Raw genomic sequence first — 14,870 nt, 5'->3', positions numbered from 1 at the left:
ACGCTCAATCCGTGCAGCAGAATGCTCAGCGCCACCACCGATAGCCACCATCTGCGGTCATGCAAGGGCAGGCGTAACTTCAAGCCACTGAAGAACAGCGAAAACAGTACAGCGACTTCGGTGAGGTGTTCCATCCAGCCGCTCGCCTTGCTCAGGTCCAGCTGAAGAATACCCATCCCCGATGTGCCCAGGCCGATACCCAGGGCAAGGCACACCACGGACGAAGTCACAGGGATCCATCGCAGGTAGGAGGATGAAAGCGCCAGTAGCAGCAAGACGGCGCCCAGCATGGCGAACCAGACGATGAAGGTCATCTGCGCACAAGCCTTGAAAGAGTTTTCGACTACTTTTTGACTTTCTGGCGAAACAGGTCGTTCCGCTGCGTTGCACGTAACTCATTGGGCTATTTACCCCGCACCGCTCATCGTACCGAATGCAGATTGAAACCAACAAAACCAGGGCCAATCGTTTCAAACCGGTATCAACGTTCTCAACTGCAGGAGCGACTACCGTGCGAGACTTCCCTACTCCGCCCTTCCCGTCCCAGCCTCAAGACGTCCCCGGTTCTCAGCGGAAGATGGAGCCGTATCCAGACTGCGGAGAGCAGTCGTATACCGGTCAGAACCGATTGGAAGGAAAAATTGCACTTATCACAGGAGCGGACAGCGGTATCGGCCGGGCGGTAGCCATTGCCTACGCCCGCGAAGGAGCCGACGTTGCCATCGCCTACCTCAATGAGCATGAAGACGCGCAAGAAACCGCGCGCTGGGTTAAGGCAGCGGGCCGACAATGCCTGCTGTTGCCAGGGGACTTGGCGCAGAAACAGCACTGCTACGACATCGTCGAAAAGACAGTCGAACAGTTCGGGCGTATCGACATTCTGGTCAATAACGCGGCGTTCCAGATGTCCCACGAAACCCTCGAAGAAATCGACGATGATGAATGGGTAAAAACCTTCGATACCAACATCACCGCCATCTTTCGAATCTGCCAGGCGGCAATCGCTTCCATGCCAAAGGGGAGCTCGATCATCAATACGAGCTCGGTCAACTCCGACGACCCCTCTCCAAGCTTGCTGGCCTATGCAACGACCAAAGGTGCGATTGCCAACTTCACTGCTGGCTTGGCTCAACTACTCGGAAAAAAGGGAATCCGAGTGAACAGCGTGGCACCGGGGCCTATCTGGACGCCTCTGATTCCCTCCACCATGCCAGACGAAGCGGTCAGGAACTTCGGCTCGAAAACACCGTTGGGCCGTCCAGGGCAACCGGTGGAAGTCGCCCCGATCTATGTATTGCTGGGCTCCGACGAGGCCAGTTACATCAGTGGTTCACGTTACGGAGTTACTGGCGGCAAACCGATCCTCTAGAAAAACGCTGGGGAAAACATGCCGTACGGACGCATCCCGTACGGCACTCGGCAGCCATAACGCCTACACAGCGCGCGGATGCATCGGTCATAGCAGCTCGGGGAATGCAGCGCCAAGCAGGCCCGGATCCTTCAGGATCGATGCGCTGCTGGCGATATCCGGGGCCAGCCAACGGTCCTGGGCATAGGCTGGAACCCGTTCGCGCAACAACCGCCAGGCAACGTTGGTACCCGCGCCAAAGCGCTGCTCCTTGAGGAACTCGAATGCCTGGGCCGCCAACAGGTATTCGATGGCGAGGATCTGCGTGCAGTTCTCCAGGGCGCGGTGCAGCTTCAACCCGGCATTGGTGCCCATGCTCAGATGGTCCTCCTGCAGGCCGGAGGTGACGTAGTTGTCGACGACTGCCGGTTGTGCCAGCTGACGGTTTTCCGCACACAGTGAAGCGGCCACGTACTGGACAATCATCATGCCCGAATTCACCCCCGGCTGGCTGACCAGGAAGGCCGGCAAGCCGCTGACCAACGGGTTGATCAGGCGATCGAGACGACGCTCGGCAATCGCCCCGATCTCGGCCACCGCGATGGCCAGCAAGTCGGCCGCCATGGCCACCGACTGGCCGTGCGGATTCGCCTGGGAAACCACCCGATACGACTCGGGTGTACCCAGCAGCATCGGGTTGTCGGTGGTGGAGTTGAGTTCGGTTTCGATCTGCCGCGCAGCGTGTTCCAGCTGATCGCGCGCGGCGCCATGAACCTGCGGAATCGAGCGAATGCTCAAGGCGTCCTGGGTGCGAATGCCTTGGCTGCTGGCAATGATTTCGCTGCCGTCGAGCAGGCGCCGCAGGTTACTGCCCACGCGCTGCATGCCGGGGTGCGGTTTCATCGCGATGATTTCAGGGTCGAAGGCATCGAGTTGGCCGCGCAGGGCCTCGAAGCTCATGGCGCTGATAACGTCCGCCCATTGGCTCAACCGAGTGGCGTCGTCCAGGGACAGGCAGCTCAGGCCGGTCATGCAAGGGGTACCGTTGACCAGGCACAGGCCATCCTTGGCACCCAGTTTGACCGGCGCCAGGCCGACCTCGGCCAAGGCCTGCTGCGCCGGAATGATCTGGCCGCGATAGCTGACCTGGCCGACGCCCAGCAAGCTGATGCTGATATGCGCCATGTGGGTCAGGTACCCCACCGACCCCTGCTTCGGCACCTGCGGGGTGATGTGCTGGTTGAGCAGGGTCAGCAGCGCCTCGACCACCTTGCGCTGCAGGCCGGAACGGCCCTGGCAGAAATTGATGATCGCCGCGCACATGATCGCCCGGGTCTGTTCGTCCGACAGCGCCGTACCCACGCCACAGGCATGGCTGAGCAGGGTGTTGTGCGACAGCTGGCTGAGTTGTTCGTCCTGCAACGAGACATTGCACAAGGCGCCAAGCCCGGTGTTGACGCCATAGGCGCGGTCACCGCTGGAAACGATGCGCTGGACAATCGCCTGGGCGTTCTCGATCCGTGCCCAGGCCGATGGGGCCAGCTCAAGCTTCGCGCCATGCCGGGCCACTGCCACCACGTCCTGCCAACGCACTGGCGCGTCGGCAATGATGATTCTTTCGGCAAACGACATACACCCGGTTCCTTAAAGCGAAGCTACGCGACGCTGCACGAAACGATCTACATATTCGTCCGCAGGCTGGTAGAGGATTTCTTTCGGCGTGCCGACCTGCACCAGGCGACCGTCCTTGAGAATGGCAATCCGGTTGCCGATGCGCACCGCCTCGTCCAGGTCGTGGGTGATGAAGACGATGGTCTTGTGCAGTGTCTTCTGCAGCTCCAGCAACTGGTCCTGCATTTCGGCGCGAATCAGTGGGTCGAGCGCACTGAAGGCTTCGTCCATCAGGATGATGTCGGTGTCGGCAGCCAGGGCGCGGGCCAGGCCGACGCGCTGGCGCATGCCGCCCGACAACTGGTGCGGGTACGACTTTTCGTAACCCTTGAGGCCCACGGTGTTGATCCAGTGCAGGGCACGCTCTGCGCACCTGGCCTTGCTCTCGCCACGGACTTTCAGGCCGTAGGCGACGTTGTCCAGCACGGTGCGGTGCGGCAACAGGCCGAAGCTCTGGAATACCATGCTGATCTTGTGCCGGCGGAATTCGCGCAGGGCGTCCATGTCGTACTGCAGAATGTCTTCGCCATCGACCAGGATCTGGCCGCTGGTCGGGTCGATCAGGCGGTTGAAGTGGCGCACCAGGGTCGACTTGCCCGAGCCCGACAGCCCCATGATCACGAAGATCTCGCCGCTGCCGATGGACAACGAGAGATCGTTGACCCCGACCACGCAGCCGGTTTCGGCCAGGACCTGATCCTTGGCTTTTTGCTGGCGGATCAGTTTCAGGGCATCTTCGGCGCGAGCACCGAATATCTTGAACACATTCTTGACTTCGATCTTGTTCATTGTCTGTTTGGCGTTCATTTGCCCACCCCATGCCGTGGTCGGCCATAGGCCTGGGTAATACGGTCGATCACGACCGCCAGAATCACGATGGCCAGGCCCGCTTCGAGGCCGCGGCCCACATTCAGGGTCTGGATGCCGACCAGGACGTCTTCACCCAGGCCACGGGCACCGATCATCGAGGCAATGACCACCATCGACAGTGCCATCATGGTGGTCTGGTTGATGCCGGCCATGATGCTCGGCAACGCCAGTGGCAGCTGCACGCCGAACAGTTGTTGCATGCGATTGGCACCGAAAGCGTTGATCGCCTCCATGACCTCGCCATCCACCTGGCGAATGCCCAGGTCGGTCAGGCGAATCAACGGCGGCGCGGCATAGATGACGGTGGCGAAGATCGCCGGCACCTTGCCCAGGCCGAACAGCATCAGTACCGGGATCAGGTACACGAAGCTGGGCATGGTCTGCATGATGTCGAGCAGCGGCATCAACACCGCCCGAAGACGATCGTTGCGCGCCGACAGCACACCCAGCGGAATGCCGACCAGGACCGATATCAGCGTTGCGACCAGCATCAGCGCCAGGGTCTGCATCAGCTTGTCCCAGAGGCCGACCGCGCCGACCAGGAACAGCAAGCCGACGATCACGGCAGTGGTCACGACTTTACGGGTGGCGTGCCAGGCGATACCGGCGACGATGGCCAGCATCAGCCACCAGGGTACTGCGCGCAGCAGGCCTTCGAGGTTGACGATGGCCCACAGCAGGGTGTCGGAGATGTGCCGGAACACGTCACCGTAGTTGGTTACAAGCGCATCGACCCAGCCATTGACCCAGTCGGCAATGGAAAACGTGAAGTTCTTGGGAAACATGGAATTCTCTCGAGCAAGTGCATGAAACGGACTGTCGCGTGCCTTGTCCGGCAGGAGCCGGACGAGCCCACACGCTCAGAGTGCCGCGTCCACCTTTTTGGCTGCGTCTTCGCTGACCCAGCTGTGCCAGACCTCGGGGTGCTCCTTGAGGAACAACTTGGCCAGTTCCGGCGACTCGATGCGATCTTTGCTCATGCGCGCCAGGTTCTGGTTCAGCAGGTCGATCGGCAGATTGACCTTTTCCAGCACCGCCACCAGTTCCGGCGCCTGCTCGTGGAAGGCCTTCGACAGGCCCACTTTGATGGTCAGGGATTTATCCACGCCTGGCTTCTCGTCCAGCTTGACCAGGTCGACCAGGCCCATCAGCGGCGTCGGCGACCAGTAGTAGAACAGGATCGGCTCGCCACGCTTGTAGCTCGACAGCACGGCGGCATCCAGTGCCGGGCCGGTGCCCGGGCGGAAGTTGGTGTAGCTGCTTTCCAGGCCGTAGTGCTTGAGCATCTCGCTGTTGTCCAGCTCGCAGGTCCAGCCGGCCGGGCAATTGTAGAAGCGCCCCTTGTCCGGTTCTTCCGGGTCCTTGAATACCTGGGCGTATTGCCCAAGATCGGCGATGGTCTTGAGGTTCGGTGCCTTGGCTTCGAGTTTGCGCTTGGGGTCGCCTTCGATCACGTAACGCGGCACATACCAGCCTTCGACTGCGCCAACGACCGGCGCGCCGACGCCAACGACCTTGCCGGCGGCCGCAGCCTTGTTCCAGACCTCGCTGCGCCCTACCCACTCTTCGGCAAACACCTGAATGTCGTTGCTGCTCAGGGCGTTTTCCATGGAGATGGAGTTACCCGGCAGGCTGTCGGTTTCACAGCCATAACCATTTTTCAGCACGAACTGCATCACGTCGGTGAGCAGCATCCCGCTTTCCCAGTTCAATCCGGCGAATTTCACCGGTTTGCCAGACTCGCACCAGCCGGCCGCCTGGCTGGCACCAGCGGCCGCCAGCAGCCCGAAAGATAGTGTGGTGGTCAGCAGAGCCTTTGTAATTTTCATTGTGACGCTCCCAAACAAGAACATGGATTGCAGTAGTCGAGGGCATCCGGCCCAAAGAGGGTCGCCAAACTGGCTGATCAGCCTTGCAATCGGCATCGGCGTGGCACCTGTGATCGGTTGCCACTGCACAGAGGAAATATTTCACAACCTCAAAAAAGGATAAAATAATATGTCCTGATGTATCACAACGGAAAAACCTATGAAGTTCACACTGCGACAACTGCGCTACGCGCTCGCAGCGGCCAAGCACGGGAACTTCACGACTGCCGCCATGGAGCTTCATGTTTCGCAGCCCTCCATTTCGGCGGCCATCAGCGAACTGGAAGAGGTGCTGGGCCAATCTATTTTCGTGCGCCAACGTGGCCTCGGCATATCGCTGACCCCGTTCGGGCGTACCGTCATGGTCCAGGCCCGCCGCGTTCTGAGCGAGGCTCGGACCTTTGCCGAGATCAATGCCAATGCAGGAGAGTGTGTCGGAGAGTTGGTGGTCGGATGTTTTGAAGACCTGGCGCCCTATTGCCTGCCACAGATCGTGCGACGGATGCAGGAGTCCTGCCCGAGGGTCACGGTCGATATGCGCGAAGGCAGCTTCGATTATGTTGGCAAGCGGCTGAGTGAGGGTGCGATAGAGCTGGCGATCACCTACGATCTGGGTCTGCCGCCGAACACTCAATGCACCCAGCTGTGTCAGCTGACCGCTCAGGTACTGCTGGCTGCCGATCACCCTTTGGCCAGGGAGTCGCGCGTCAGCCTCAAGGCGCTATCCGAATACACCCTGGTAGTCACCGATCAGGTCCACAGCTGGCAGCATGTGCTGGACCTGTTCAGCTTCTACGATCTTTCGCCCGCCGCTGTACACCGTGTGCGCACCTTCGAGATGCAGCGTAGCCTGGTCGCCAACGGGTTTGGCGTGGCGCTGATCTACACCCGGCCATTTGGTGACCGCAGTTATGATGGTCAAGCGCTGGTATGTCGGCCGACCGAGGAGAAATTGCCAACGCACAGCATCGTGCTGGCGCATGATCAGCGCTATCCGCTGACGCCTTCGGCTGAGGCATTCAAGGAGCTGGCGGTGGCATGGTTCGCGGAACGGCCGTCGTTTGCATCCGAATGAAACTGCCCTCCTCTGCGAGGCGTCATTGCGCTAACGACACCTGGTCTTTCATCATCCCCATCAGTGCCTCGTTTTCCAGCGGTTTGCTGAGCAGGAAGCCTTGTACTTCATGGCATTGGTCATCGCTGAGCAAGGCCAATTGCTCGGCGGTCTCGACACCTTCGGCAGTCACCGTCATGCCCATTGCATTGCCAAGGTTGATGATGGCCTGGACCACGCTACGGTCGCTGCCGCTCTTGCCCAGGTGCTGCACGAAGCGCTTGTCGATCTTGATGCTGTCGAACGGGTAGGTACGCAGATAGCCCAGCGAGGAGTAACCGGTCCCGAAGTCGTCCATGTTCAGGCGCACGCCCAGCTCCTTCAGTGCAAGCATGGTGTGCAGTGCGCCTTCGACATCGTTGAGCATGACGTTTTCGGTAATTTCCAGCTCCAGGCGGTGGGCTGGCAGCCCGGTGGCGCGCAACGCGTTACCGACGTCGCGGACCACATCGCTGCGGCTGAACTGGGCCGGCGACATGTTGACCGAGACCATCACCGCCTGCGGCCAGCCCCGCGCCTTGATGCAGGCGTCATGCAGCACCCAGTTGCCAAGCAGCACGATAAGGTCGGACTCTTCGGCAAGTGGAATGAAACGGTCCGGGCGCAGCAGGCCCAAGCGAGGGTGTTGCCAGCGCACCAGGGCCTCGGCCGATGCGATCGAGACCCCATCGACCTTGAAGCGCGGCTGAAAATGCAGCACCAGCTCGCCACGCGGTATGCCCTCGCGCAGCTCGCTTTCCAGCACACGTTTCTCCATCAATGCTGCGTTCATCTGTGCCGAAAAGAAGCGCCAGGTGTTCTTGCCCGCCTGCTTGGCGCTGTAAAGGGCCACGTCGGCGTGCCGGATCAGGTCGCTCGGTGTACCGGGGTATTCGGCCGACAGCACTACACCCAGGCTCACCCCCACTTGCACGACATGCCCTTCGACCTGAATGGGGCGCTTGATCGCCTCGATCACGCGCATGCAGAACCGGTCCATGTCTTCGTGATCGCCCGGCCGGGTAAGTACGACGATGAATTCATCACCTCCCAGACGGGCGACCAGATCACTGTCACGGGTAGTTTGACCGAGGCGGCTCGCAACCTCGAGCAGCACCGCGTCGCCGGCTGGATGCCCAAGGCTGTCGTTGATGGGCTTGAAGTTGTCCAGGTCCAGCATCAACAGCGCCAGCTGGGCGCCAGGCGTTGATTGTTCGAGAAAACGGAACAGCTTGTTGCGATTCGGCAGGCCGGTCAGGGCGTCGTGCAAAGACAGGTGCTGAATCTGGGCATGGGCGGCCACTTCGTCGGTGATGTCGCTGCACGTGCCACGAAAGCCGGTACAGACGCCCTCGGCCACGATCGCACGAGATGCGATCCTGCAGATACGCTGTTGACCGAGATGGTCCTGGTACTGGCAACGCAGCGTGCCGGAAGAGCCTGTCGCGGCCAGGCTGTGCAGCGAGGTCCGCAGGTTACTGGTGTCACACGACAGCAACTCGGTAATCGGGCGCTGTCGCCACGCCTCGACCGGGTGCCCGGTGAGTGCGGTGAACCGGTCCGACAGGTAGGTCAGGCGAAGGAGTACATCAGTTTCCCAGATCCAGTCCGACGCGGCTTCGGCCACTGCCTTGAAGCGCTCTTCACTCGATTGCAGGGCAACCCGGGAAGTCATAAGAGCACGGTGGCTACGATCGATCCTGGTGCTGGCCCGAATCGCATAGCGTGCAAACAATGCCATGCTCAACGCGATGAATAGAACGGCGATAGCCAAGGGCGCGATTACCGTGTGGATCAATTCGGTGCCAGGCTGCGGTATATCCCATGTCAAGGCGTGGCCGCTGCCTTCGAGTGGCAGGGCACCGCGCCCTTGACGCTGATCGGCCGAATCGTCCACGGCCAGGCCGGACAACCCCGCCGCCTGGCCCAGCGGCAAGAGCACCTGTGGCGATAGAACCCGAATGAACACCAACACCGCAGTTGGTCCCGGCGGGCGGGCCGGCTGGGTCTGCGGGCGGATCAGTGCAGCGACGTACACCGCCGGCTGGCCACGAAAGACCAGGTAGCCTGAAGACGCCTGATCGTGCTGAGCTGCTTGCCGAGCCTCCTGCAGGATCTTGCCAGCACTGACAGTATGATGCTCCAGGCCCTGCTGGCTGAGCCTACCGTCCAGTATTGCGTACCGAGTGCCGTCGTCATCGAGCACATATACGCCTTCGTACCCATCGGAGGTATAGAGCGTGGCGCCAACGTTGTCCTCGTCGTATGCCCAATGTGCATCAACCTGCCCGCCCAAGTGATCATAGGCGGCCTGCCAGTTGGCATGGGTCAGCAGGAACGTCTTGTCGTTTTTCTGCAACTGGGCCATGGCGGATTCAGCATAGAAGCGGCTTTGCTGCACTTGCCGGGCATCCAGCGCCTCGGCGAGGCGGTAGAGGGAGAACAGCCCCAATAACAAGGCCAGCAGCAGAATCAAGGAAAACACCACGATCAGTTGCCCGACCACATGACTACGGGTCGACATTTCATTGTCAGCAAGGACGTCCATTGGTTCACCATCGCGGCCTAGGGTCTCCCGGTTGACCGGGCAGCAGGACTGGAGGTCGATGGAGCTGACGATCGGTGGTTGGCAGTTTGACGCGTACTCAAGATCCTGAGGCCGTGCTGAGCCCCTTTTGCGACACAAGGCCGTCCCCACAAAGGCTCAGTTCAATGCGCGACAGCGCAGACATGAGGTTTAGAGGACTGTTGTTGCCTGCCAAAGAACATTCGAGCGCCGCAGCAGGCAAGCATGCTAACTGACCCTGCGCTGCGCTCGATGAAACGCGAGCCTTAGTTCGCGGGCAAAAGGATCACGAAGTTCTTTTTCATATCTTCCAGCACGGTCCATTTGCCCTTGGCGCCCGGTTCGATAATGAACGTGTCGCCAGCGGCCAGTGTAATGGGAGCGCATCCCTCAAGCTCGATGACGCAGCGTCCACTCAGGACATGGCAGAACTCCCAAACTTTGTAATCGATGCGCCACGCTCCGGTGCTGGCTTCCCATTCTCCGGAAATGCGACCTTGCTGTTCGTCGTGATAGTACTTGGACGTCAGCGTATGAGGGGTGCCTTCAAGGACCTCTTCAAAAAAAGGAAGGTCACGTACCGGCTGAATATCCAGTTCGCGGAACACGGTCAGTTTCTTGTTCATGGTTTTTTCTCGAGCACGTTGTGGTTAGGGCGGTACATCAAATAGGCTTCACCGGTCACGCCCAGCATCGGGTGCGGGACGATCTGGCAGGTTTTTACAATTTGAAAACCGTGACGTTCGTAGAAGCGGCGTGCACCGTGGTTTTCTGCATAATCGATCAGGCATAGCCCATTCAGGCCAGACTCCTCGGCGCGCTGCTGGGCGTGGCGAAGAAACTGGACGCCCAGCCCCTGGCTGCGCCAGGCTTCGTCCAGGGCCAGGCTGGATATGTACAAGGTATCGGGTATTTCCATGTCGGAATAAGGCGCCAGGACCGGGTCTGTCTCGACAGGCCTGTCAGGGGTCTCGTGCAAGGCATAGCTATGCATCATGCCGATGACGCGCCCTTCGAAAGTGGCCATCAGGCAGTTCTTATAGGAAAAGTCACCCTGCTCCCTGGCATAGCGAGACGCGCCGACACTCAGCAATGCTTCTCCAGGTGCGGCAAGCTTGCTCCATATGTAATCGGCCATACCTTCCGATGTCAGTTGAAAAAAGCGCGCAATATCGTGCGCGTCCGAGGCTTGAGCGGGTCTGAAGTCGACAGACATTTACAGTGCTCCCATGGGATCGGGTGGTTAGTTTTCAAGGATTACGCCTTTGACAGGGTGGCAGGGTAAGCAGGTTTAGCGGTTCCCATCATGCTCTGGGCGAACACCGTCAGCACGGCGTGCGACGCCGTCCCATGCTTGGAGGCACGTGGCCGAACAAAGGCGCATGCCTGGGGAATCGATCGTGCAGTTGCAGGAGTTGCTGAGGCGAAAAGCGGGGCGACCTGTGCTTCCATGACGGGATTGCCGGAATCAGAACAGGTTTGTCTCGGTATGGAGCTGTATGTCACGTAAGGCAGCTACCGACCCGAAACTGCCTTTCGCTTAGGGCAGCAAAGGGAAAAATATGACACAGCGAAACTTCATTCCTAACGGCATTCTATGCAGACTTTGTTGAAGCCATGCAGGGAGTGAAGGCCAATGCTCATCTGTGCTTCCGTTATGCGGCCTGTATCGAACAGCGCCAGGCTCTAAAATTTGAGATTAGTTACCGATGCGCATATAGCATGGCATAAAGGCGTAGATTCGTGGCTACGCCTAATGCATGGTTTAACTAGGGCACAATGTTAGCTCCTGACCAGCGCGATCATTTCGATTTCTACTTCAGCCCCCAGGGGCAGAGCTGCGACACCTATTGCAGCACGAGCGGGATACGGCGCGGCGAAAAACTCAGCCATGACCGAGTTTACCAGCGCAAAACATGAAAGATCAGTTAAAAAAACGTTTACTTTAACCACGTCTTTCATCTCGGCGCCGGACTCTAAAATAAGCGTCTCGGCATTCTTGAAAGCTTGCCGGATCTGCGCTTCGATGCCCGAAACCAGCTGCATGGTGCTGGCATCCAAAGGCAACTGACCAGAGAGGTACAGCATGTCACCGGCCTTGACGGCATGAGAATATGCGCCGACGGCTCCAGGTGCGTTTTCTGACACTAAATGCTTTAGCATAAAACCCTCAGATTGGACATGTTTACTATCTTTCATCGCTATATTGAAACTTTGGCATTTCCCAGTGGAAGTGAATAGCCAAAAGCCGGAGAGCAAAACCTCCTAGGAAGGTGAGGAGAATCGCTTGATTATGTGAAAACCCTAAGTAGCCACAGGCGAAGTAGAACCAGGAAGCAACGAATGCAACACCTGCATAGAGCTCACGCCTGAACACCAGTGGAATATCATTGCAAAAGATATCGCGAAGTACGCCACCAAAAACACCTGTCACAACGCCGCTCAAGGAAGCAATCAATAAACCGTGCCCCATATCGAGAGCGGTCTGGCATCCGATCAAAGTAAAGGCAATAAGGCCAACCGCATCCAGAACCAGAAATAGAGATCTCAAGCGTCTCATTAATGGTGCGATCATGACCGTGAAAAGTGCTGCAATACTGGTGAGAATCAGATACTCGGGGTGTTTCACCCAAGTAAGCGGATAATGACCGAGTAAAATGTCTCGTACCGACCCACCGCCTAGCGCTGTTACACAAGCCACCAGTATTACGCCAAACCAATCCATGCCTCTCCGCCCTGCAGACAACGCCCCTGTCATCGCTTCTGCGGTGATCGCCATTAGATATATGTAAAGAAGCATAGGTAGTACCTGAGTGTTCAGGTGGATAACTCTACCTTCTGACTTCATTCAAAAACATCGACATTCAATAAGCCACGCTTATCACTCTATAAGCACAGAATATTGATTCGTTCTAGGACGGGGAATAGCCTCTGCCCACCCCTTCGAAACGAATGAAAAAAAATGAAAACCCAACCGTTCAAAAGCCTCGTGCCAGCCATTCACCGGGCGTCCACAGTCGTCTTTGACAACTTCGCCGACTTTGCAAACCGTCGCGAGCGTCAGCCTGATGGCTTCAGCTACGGCCTGACCGGAACCCCGACGAACCGTGAGCTGGAGCAGGCAATCTCTATGCTGCACGGTGCAGCACATACCGTGGCTTTGCCTTCTGGGCAGGCCGCCCTGGTACTTGTCCTGCTGAGCTTCCTGAAGGCTGGCGATCACGTGATCGCACCAGACAACTGCTATGGGCCCACTCGCGAGTTCCTCGCCAACAACATTCGCTCGTTCGGTATCGACGTCACTTTCCTCCCAGATGGATCGCCACAGGCCATCGAGGACTTTGTCAAGCCCAACACCAAGCTGATCCTCGTGGAATCTCCTGGGTCGATCACCATGGAGATGCAGGACGTTCACAGCATCGTGCGGACTGCGAAGAAGCATTCCATCCTCACGCTGATCGATAACTCCTGGGCGAGCCCCCTGAACTTCCAGCCCATTGCGCATGGGGTCGACCTGGTTGTCGAGGCGCTTTCGAAGGTAATCAGCGGGCACTCCGACCTCCTGATGGGAAGCGTCACGACCAACGACACAGAGCTCTACAAACGCATGCGTCTGCAGCAAGACCTACTGGGTATGTACGTGAGTCCGGATGATTGCTATCTGACCCTACGGGGCCTGGAGACTTATCCACTGAGGCTCGAGCACCAGGGCAAGAGCACACTCGCTATCGCCAACTGGCTGGAATCCCACCCGCTGGTTGAAAAGGTGTACTACCCAGCATTGGAAAGTGCTGAAGATCACCAGTTGTACAAAACCCTCTTCAACGGCCCAGGATCGCTGTTTTCCTTCTCGCTCAAATCAGACGAGCGTATTGGCAACTTCTTTGATGCCCTTCGCACCTTTGCAATTGGTGCAAGTTGGGGCGGTACACATAGCCTCGCTGCATATTACCCACAGCAAGTTATGGCTGGTCGGCAACACAATAAAATCAACAGTTCATTGATTCGGCTATCTATCGGCCTGGAGCCAGTAGATGTGCTCTTGGAGGATTTGGAAAAGGCACTCAATCAAGCTCAGTAAGCTTTACCAAAAAAGCTTTGATCATATGACCACAAAAAGAACAAGAGACGACATAAAATGACCGAAATTACGATGCAGGCGGTAAAACCTGAAATCCGTAAGAAAAGCTTCACGAAAGATGATTTCCTTTGGGTTCTCGGCATCTATGGCTGCGCCGTCGGGGGAGGTTCGTTGTTCTGGCCTATCAGCCTTGGGCTGTCGGGCTTTTGGGCAATGCTTATTCTGACGCTAATCGCATTCCCGATTACCTACTACAGCTATCGAGTGCTTTGCCAGTATATTTCAAGTGGTACCGTAACAGCCGAATCCACCAGTAATATCGTCGACACTACAAGGGAATTGCTCGGGGATCGCGCCGTTAGAGTGCTGAGTATTGCGTACTTCATGATGATTTTCCCATCACTTGTCGTCTACGCAATCACCATGTCGAACACCTTCATCGACTTCTTCAATACTCAGCTCGGTATCCCTGGGTTGAACCGCCCGCTGGTCGTAATCGGAGTTACGTTAACGGCGCTTCTGATCGCTCAAGGCAAAACAACCTTCGTTGTTAAAGCCATCGGGCTCATCGTATTCCCGTTCATTTTCTCCCTCATCTTCTTTGGCCTGATGGGTATTCCACACTGGAACACATCGTTCATGGTCACGGCGCATGACTATGGTGGAGTGAGCGGCATCATGGGCTCGGTGTGGTCGTCGTTGCCGATGGTGATCTACGCATTCAGCTTCACGCCAATCGTTTCGAGCTTCGTTGCGCACTACAAGAAGCATTATGGCTCTGAAGCTCAGCAGCGAATCGGACGTACCTTGCTGATCGCAATCGTTGTGGTCGTGGTGACTGTGGTGTTCTTTGCATGGAGCTGCATTTTCGCCCTCTCGCCACAGGAGCTTCAGGCAGCTCGCGGCGAGAACCTGACAGCCTTGTCCTACATGGCGAGAAAATTTGACAATCCGTGGCTGGCAATCAGCTCCCAGATCATCATCTTCTTCGCAGCCTTGAAGGCGTACCTGGCTCAGTACCTGGCTACCCGAGAAAGCCTGAAGGGCATTGCGAAAAACTACTTCGGCAGCAGCACCGAGTTTGTCGACGGTGGGATGATGAAGGCCATTATCCTGACGCTGGTCTTCGCGATTACCGTGATCCCCGCCATTCCAAACCTCGACATCATCATGTTGATCAAATACTTCATGGTGCCGGTCAGCGTATTTGTGGTGTACTTCCTGCCACAGTATGCGTTTTACAAGTCGCCGAAACTCCAACACCTGCGAGGCGGATTGGTTAACTACTTCGTACTGACCATCGGCCTGCTTTGTCTGTTCAACGGCGTACAGAACATCATCAAATACCTCCTGCACTAAACCCGGCAAAAGGA

13 protein-coding genes and 1 pseudogene are annotated in these 14,870 nt (G+C 57.7%); 4 read left to right on the top strand and 10 right to left on the bottom strand.

Translation table 11 applies throughout. The annotated features are described in order from the left end of the window. Positions 1-47: 47 nt before the first annotated feature. Positions 48-314, bottom strand: a pseudogene (locus M1D87_RS12100) (cation:proton antiporter); the annotation flags it as partial. Between the two features lie 197 nt (positions 315-511). Here M1D87_RS12100 and M1D87_RS12095 point away from each other — a divergent pair. Continuing rightward, positions 512-1,369 (top strand): SDR family oxidoreductase, encoded by an 858-nt coding sequence (locus M1D87_RS12095; protein ID WP_061305549.1) that lies wholly within the window; start codon positions 512-514, stop codon positions 1,367-1,369. Between the two features lie 87 nt (positions 1,370-1,456). Here M1D87_RS12095 and hutH read toward each other — a convergent pair whose 3' ends face one another. The 4 genes from hutH to M1D87_RS12075 form a co-directional block, all read right to left on the bottom strand. Next, positions 1,457-2,980 (bottom strand): histidine ammonia-lyase, encoded by a 1,524-nt coding sequence (gene hutH / locus M1D87_RS12090; RefSeq protein WP_123084331.1) that lies wholly within the window; start codon positions 2,978-2,980, stop codon positions 1,457-1,459. 12 nt (positions 2,981-2,992) lie between these two features. Next, complete coding sequence (locus M1D87_RS12085) at positions 2,993-3,826, bottom strand: quaternary amine ABC transporter ATP-binding protein (RefSeq protein ID WP_123084332.1); 834 nt, start codon at positions 3,824-3,826, stop codon at positions 2,993-2,995. Beyond that, entirely contained in the window at positions 3,823-4,674 is an 852-nt protein-coding gene (locus tag M1D87_RS12080; protein WP_015270115.1) for an ABC transporter permease, read from the bottom strand. The genes M1D87_RS12085 and M1D87_RS12080 overlap by 4 nt, the downstream gene beginning before the upstream one ends. Positions 4,675-4,749: 75 nt before the next feature. After that, complete coding sequence (locus tag M1D87_RS12075) at positions 4,750-5,718, bottom strand: ABC transporter substrate-binding protein (RefSeq protein WP_015270114.1); 969 nt, start codon at positions 5,716-5,718, stop codon at positions 4,750-4,752. Between the two features lie 199 nt (positions 5,719-5,917). Here M1D87_RS12075 and M1D87_RS12070 point away from each other — a divergent pair, with 199 nt between their 5' ends. Continuing rightward, positions 5,918-6,832, top strand: a complete 915-nt coding sequence (locus tag M1D87_RS12070) for a LysR family transcriptional regulator (RefSeq protein ID WP_123084334.1) — start codon at positions 5,918-5,920, stop codon at positions 6,830-6,832. Positions 6,833-6,854: 22 nt separating this feature from the next. Here the strand turns inward: M1D87_RS12070 and M1D87_RS12065 are convergent, their stop codons facing one another. The 5 genes from M1D87_RS12065 to M1D87_RS12045 all read right to left on the bottom strand — a co-directional run bounded on the left by M1D87_RS12065 (position 6,855) and on the right by M1D87_RS12045 (position 12,216). Beyond that, entirely contained in the window at positions 6,855-9,398 is a 2,544-nt protein-coding gene (locus M1D87_RS12065; RefSeq protein ID WP_123084335.1) for a bifunctional diguanylate cyclase/phosphodiesterase, read from the bottom strand. 284 nt (positions 9,399-9,682) lie between these two features. After that, complete coding sequence (locus M1D87_RS12060) at positions 9,683-10,042, bottom strand: cupin domain-containing protein (RefSeq protein ID WP_039612879.1); 360 nt, start codon at positions 10,040-10,042, stop codon at positions 9,683-9,685. Next, positions 10,039-10,632, bottom strand: coding sequence for a GNAT family N-acetyltransferase (locus tag M1D87_RS12055; protein ID WP_061305271.1), 594 nt, complete (start codon positions 10,630-10,632; stop codon positions 10,039-10,041). The genes M1D87_RS12060 and M1D87_RS12055 overlap by 4 nt, the downstream gene beginning before the upstream one ends. A 566-nt stretch (positions 10,633-11,198) precedes the next feature. Beyond that, on the bottom strand, positions 11,199-11,579 hold the full coding sequence (locus M1D87_RS12050) for a Rid family detoxifying hydrolase (protein WP_123084336.1): 381 nt from the start codon (positions 11,577-11,579) through the stop codon (positions 11,199-11,201). Between the two features lie 25 nt (positions 11,580-11,604). Further along, positions 11,605-12,216 (bottom strand): trimeric intracellular cation channel family protein, encoded by a 612-nt coding sequence (locus M1D87_RS12045; RefSeq protein WP_061305835.1) that lies wholly within the window; start codon positions 12,214-12,216, stop codon positions 11,605-11,607. A 162-nt stretch (positions 12,217-12,378) separates the two neighbouring features. Here M1D87_RS12045 and M1D87_RS12040 point away from each other — a divergent pair, with 162 nt between their 5' ends. Further along, positions 12,379-13,497 (top strand): trans-sulfuration enzyme family protein, encoded by a 1,119-nt coding sequence (locus tag M1D87_RS12040; protein ID WP_123084337.1) that lies wholly within the window; start codon positions 12,379-12,381, stop codon positions 13,495-13,497. A gap of 57 nt (positions 13,498-13,554) precedes the next feature. Further along, positions 13,555-14,856 (top strand): SLC5/6 family protein, encoded by a 1,302-nt coding sequence (locus M1D87_RS12035; RefSeq protein WP_061552117.1) that lies wholly within the window; start codon positions 13,555-13,557, stop codon positions 14,854-14,856. The last annotated feature ends 14 nt before the right edge of the window (positions 14,857-14,870 follow it).

This window comes from Pseudomonas sp. SA233, assembly GCF_054792385.1.
This window is presented reverse-complemented; position numbering and strand designations above follow the sequence as displayed.

Excerpts from the sequence above, each read along its gene's own strand:
- M1D87_RS12055 (WP_061305271.1), bottom strand. The coding sequence starts at position 10,632 with ATGTCTGTCGACTTCAGACCCGCTCAAGCCTCGGACGCGCACGATATT.
- M1D87_RS12085 (WP_123084332.1), bottom strand. The coding sequence starts at position 3,826 with ATGAACGCCAAACAGACAATGAACAAGATCGAAGTCAAGAATGTGTTC.
- M1D87_RS12070 (WP_123084334.1), top strand. The coding sequence starts at position 5,918 with ATGAAGTTCACACTGCGACAACTGCGCTACGCGCTCGCAGCGGCCAAG.
- M1D87_RS12050 (WP_123084336.1), bottom strand. The coding sequence starts at position 11,579 with ATGCTAAAGCATTTAGTGTCAGAAAACGCACCTGGAGCCGTCGGCGCA.
- M1D87_RS12075 (WP_015270114.1), bottom strand. The coding sequence starts at position 5,718 with ATGAAAATTACAAAGGCTCTGCTGACCACCACACTATCTTTCGGGCTG.
- M1D87_RS12040 (WP_123084337.1), top strand. The coding sequence starts at position 12,379 with ATGAAAACCCAACCGTTCAAAAGCCTCGTGCCAGCCATTCACCGGGCG.
- M1D87_RS12045 (WP_061305835.1), bottom strand. The coding sequence starts at position 12,216 with ATGCTTCTTTACATATATCTAATGGCGATCACCGCAGAAGCGATGACA.
- M1D87_RS12060 (WP_039612879.1), bottom strand. The coding sequence starts at position 10,042 with ATGAACAAGAAACTGACCGTGTTCCGCGAACTGGATATTCAGCCGGTA.
- hutH (WP_123084331.1), bottom strand. The coding sequence starts at position 2,980 with ATGTCGTTTGCCGAAAGAATCATCATTGCCGACGCGCCAGTGCGTTGG.
- M1D87_RS12065 (WP_123084335.1), bottom strand. The coding sequence starts at position 9,398 with ATGGACGTCCTTGCTGACAATGAAATGTCGACCCGTAGTCATGTGGTC.
- M1D87_RS12035 (WP_061552117.1), top strand. The coding sequence starts at position 13,555 with ATGACCGAAATTACGATGCAGGCGGTAAAACCTGAAATCCGTAAGAAA.
- M1D87_RS12080 (WP_015270115.1), bottom strand. The coding sequence starts at position 4,674 with ATGTTTCCCAAGAACTTCACGTTTTCCATTGCCGACTGGGTCAATGGC.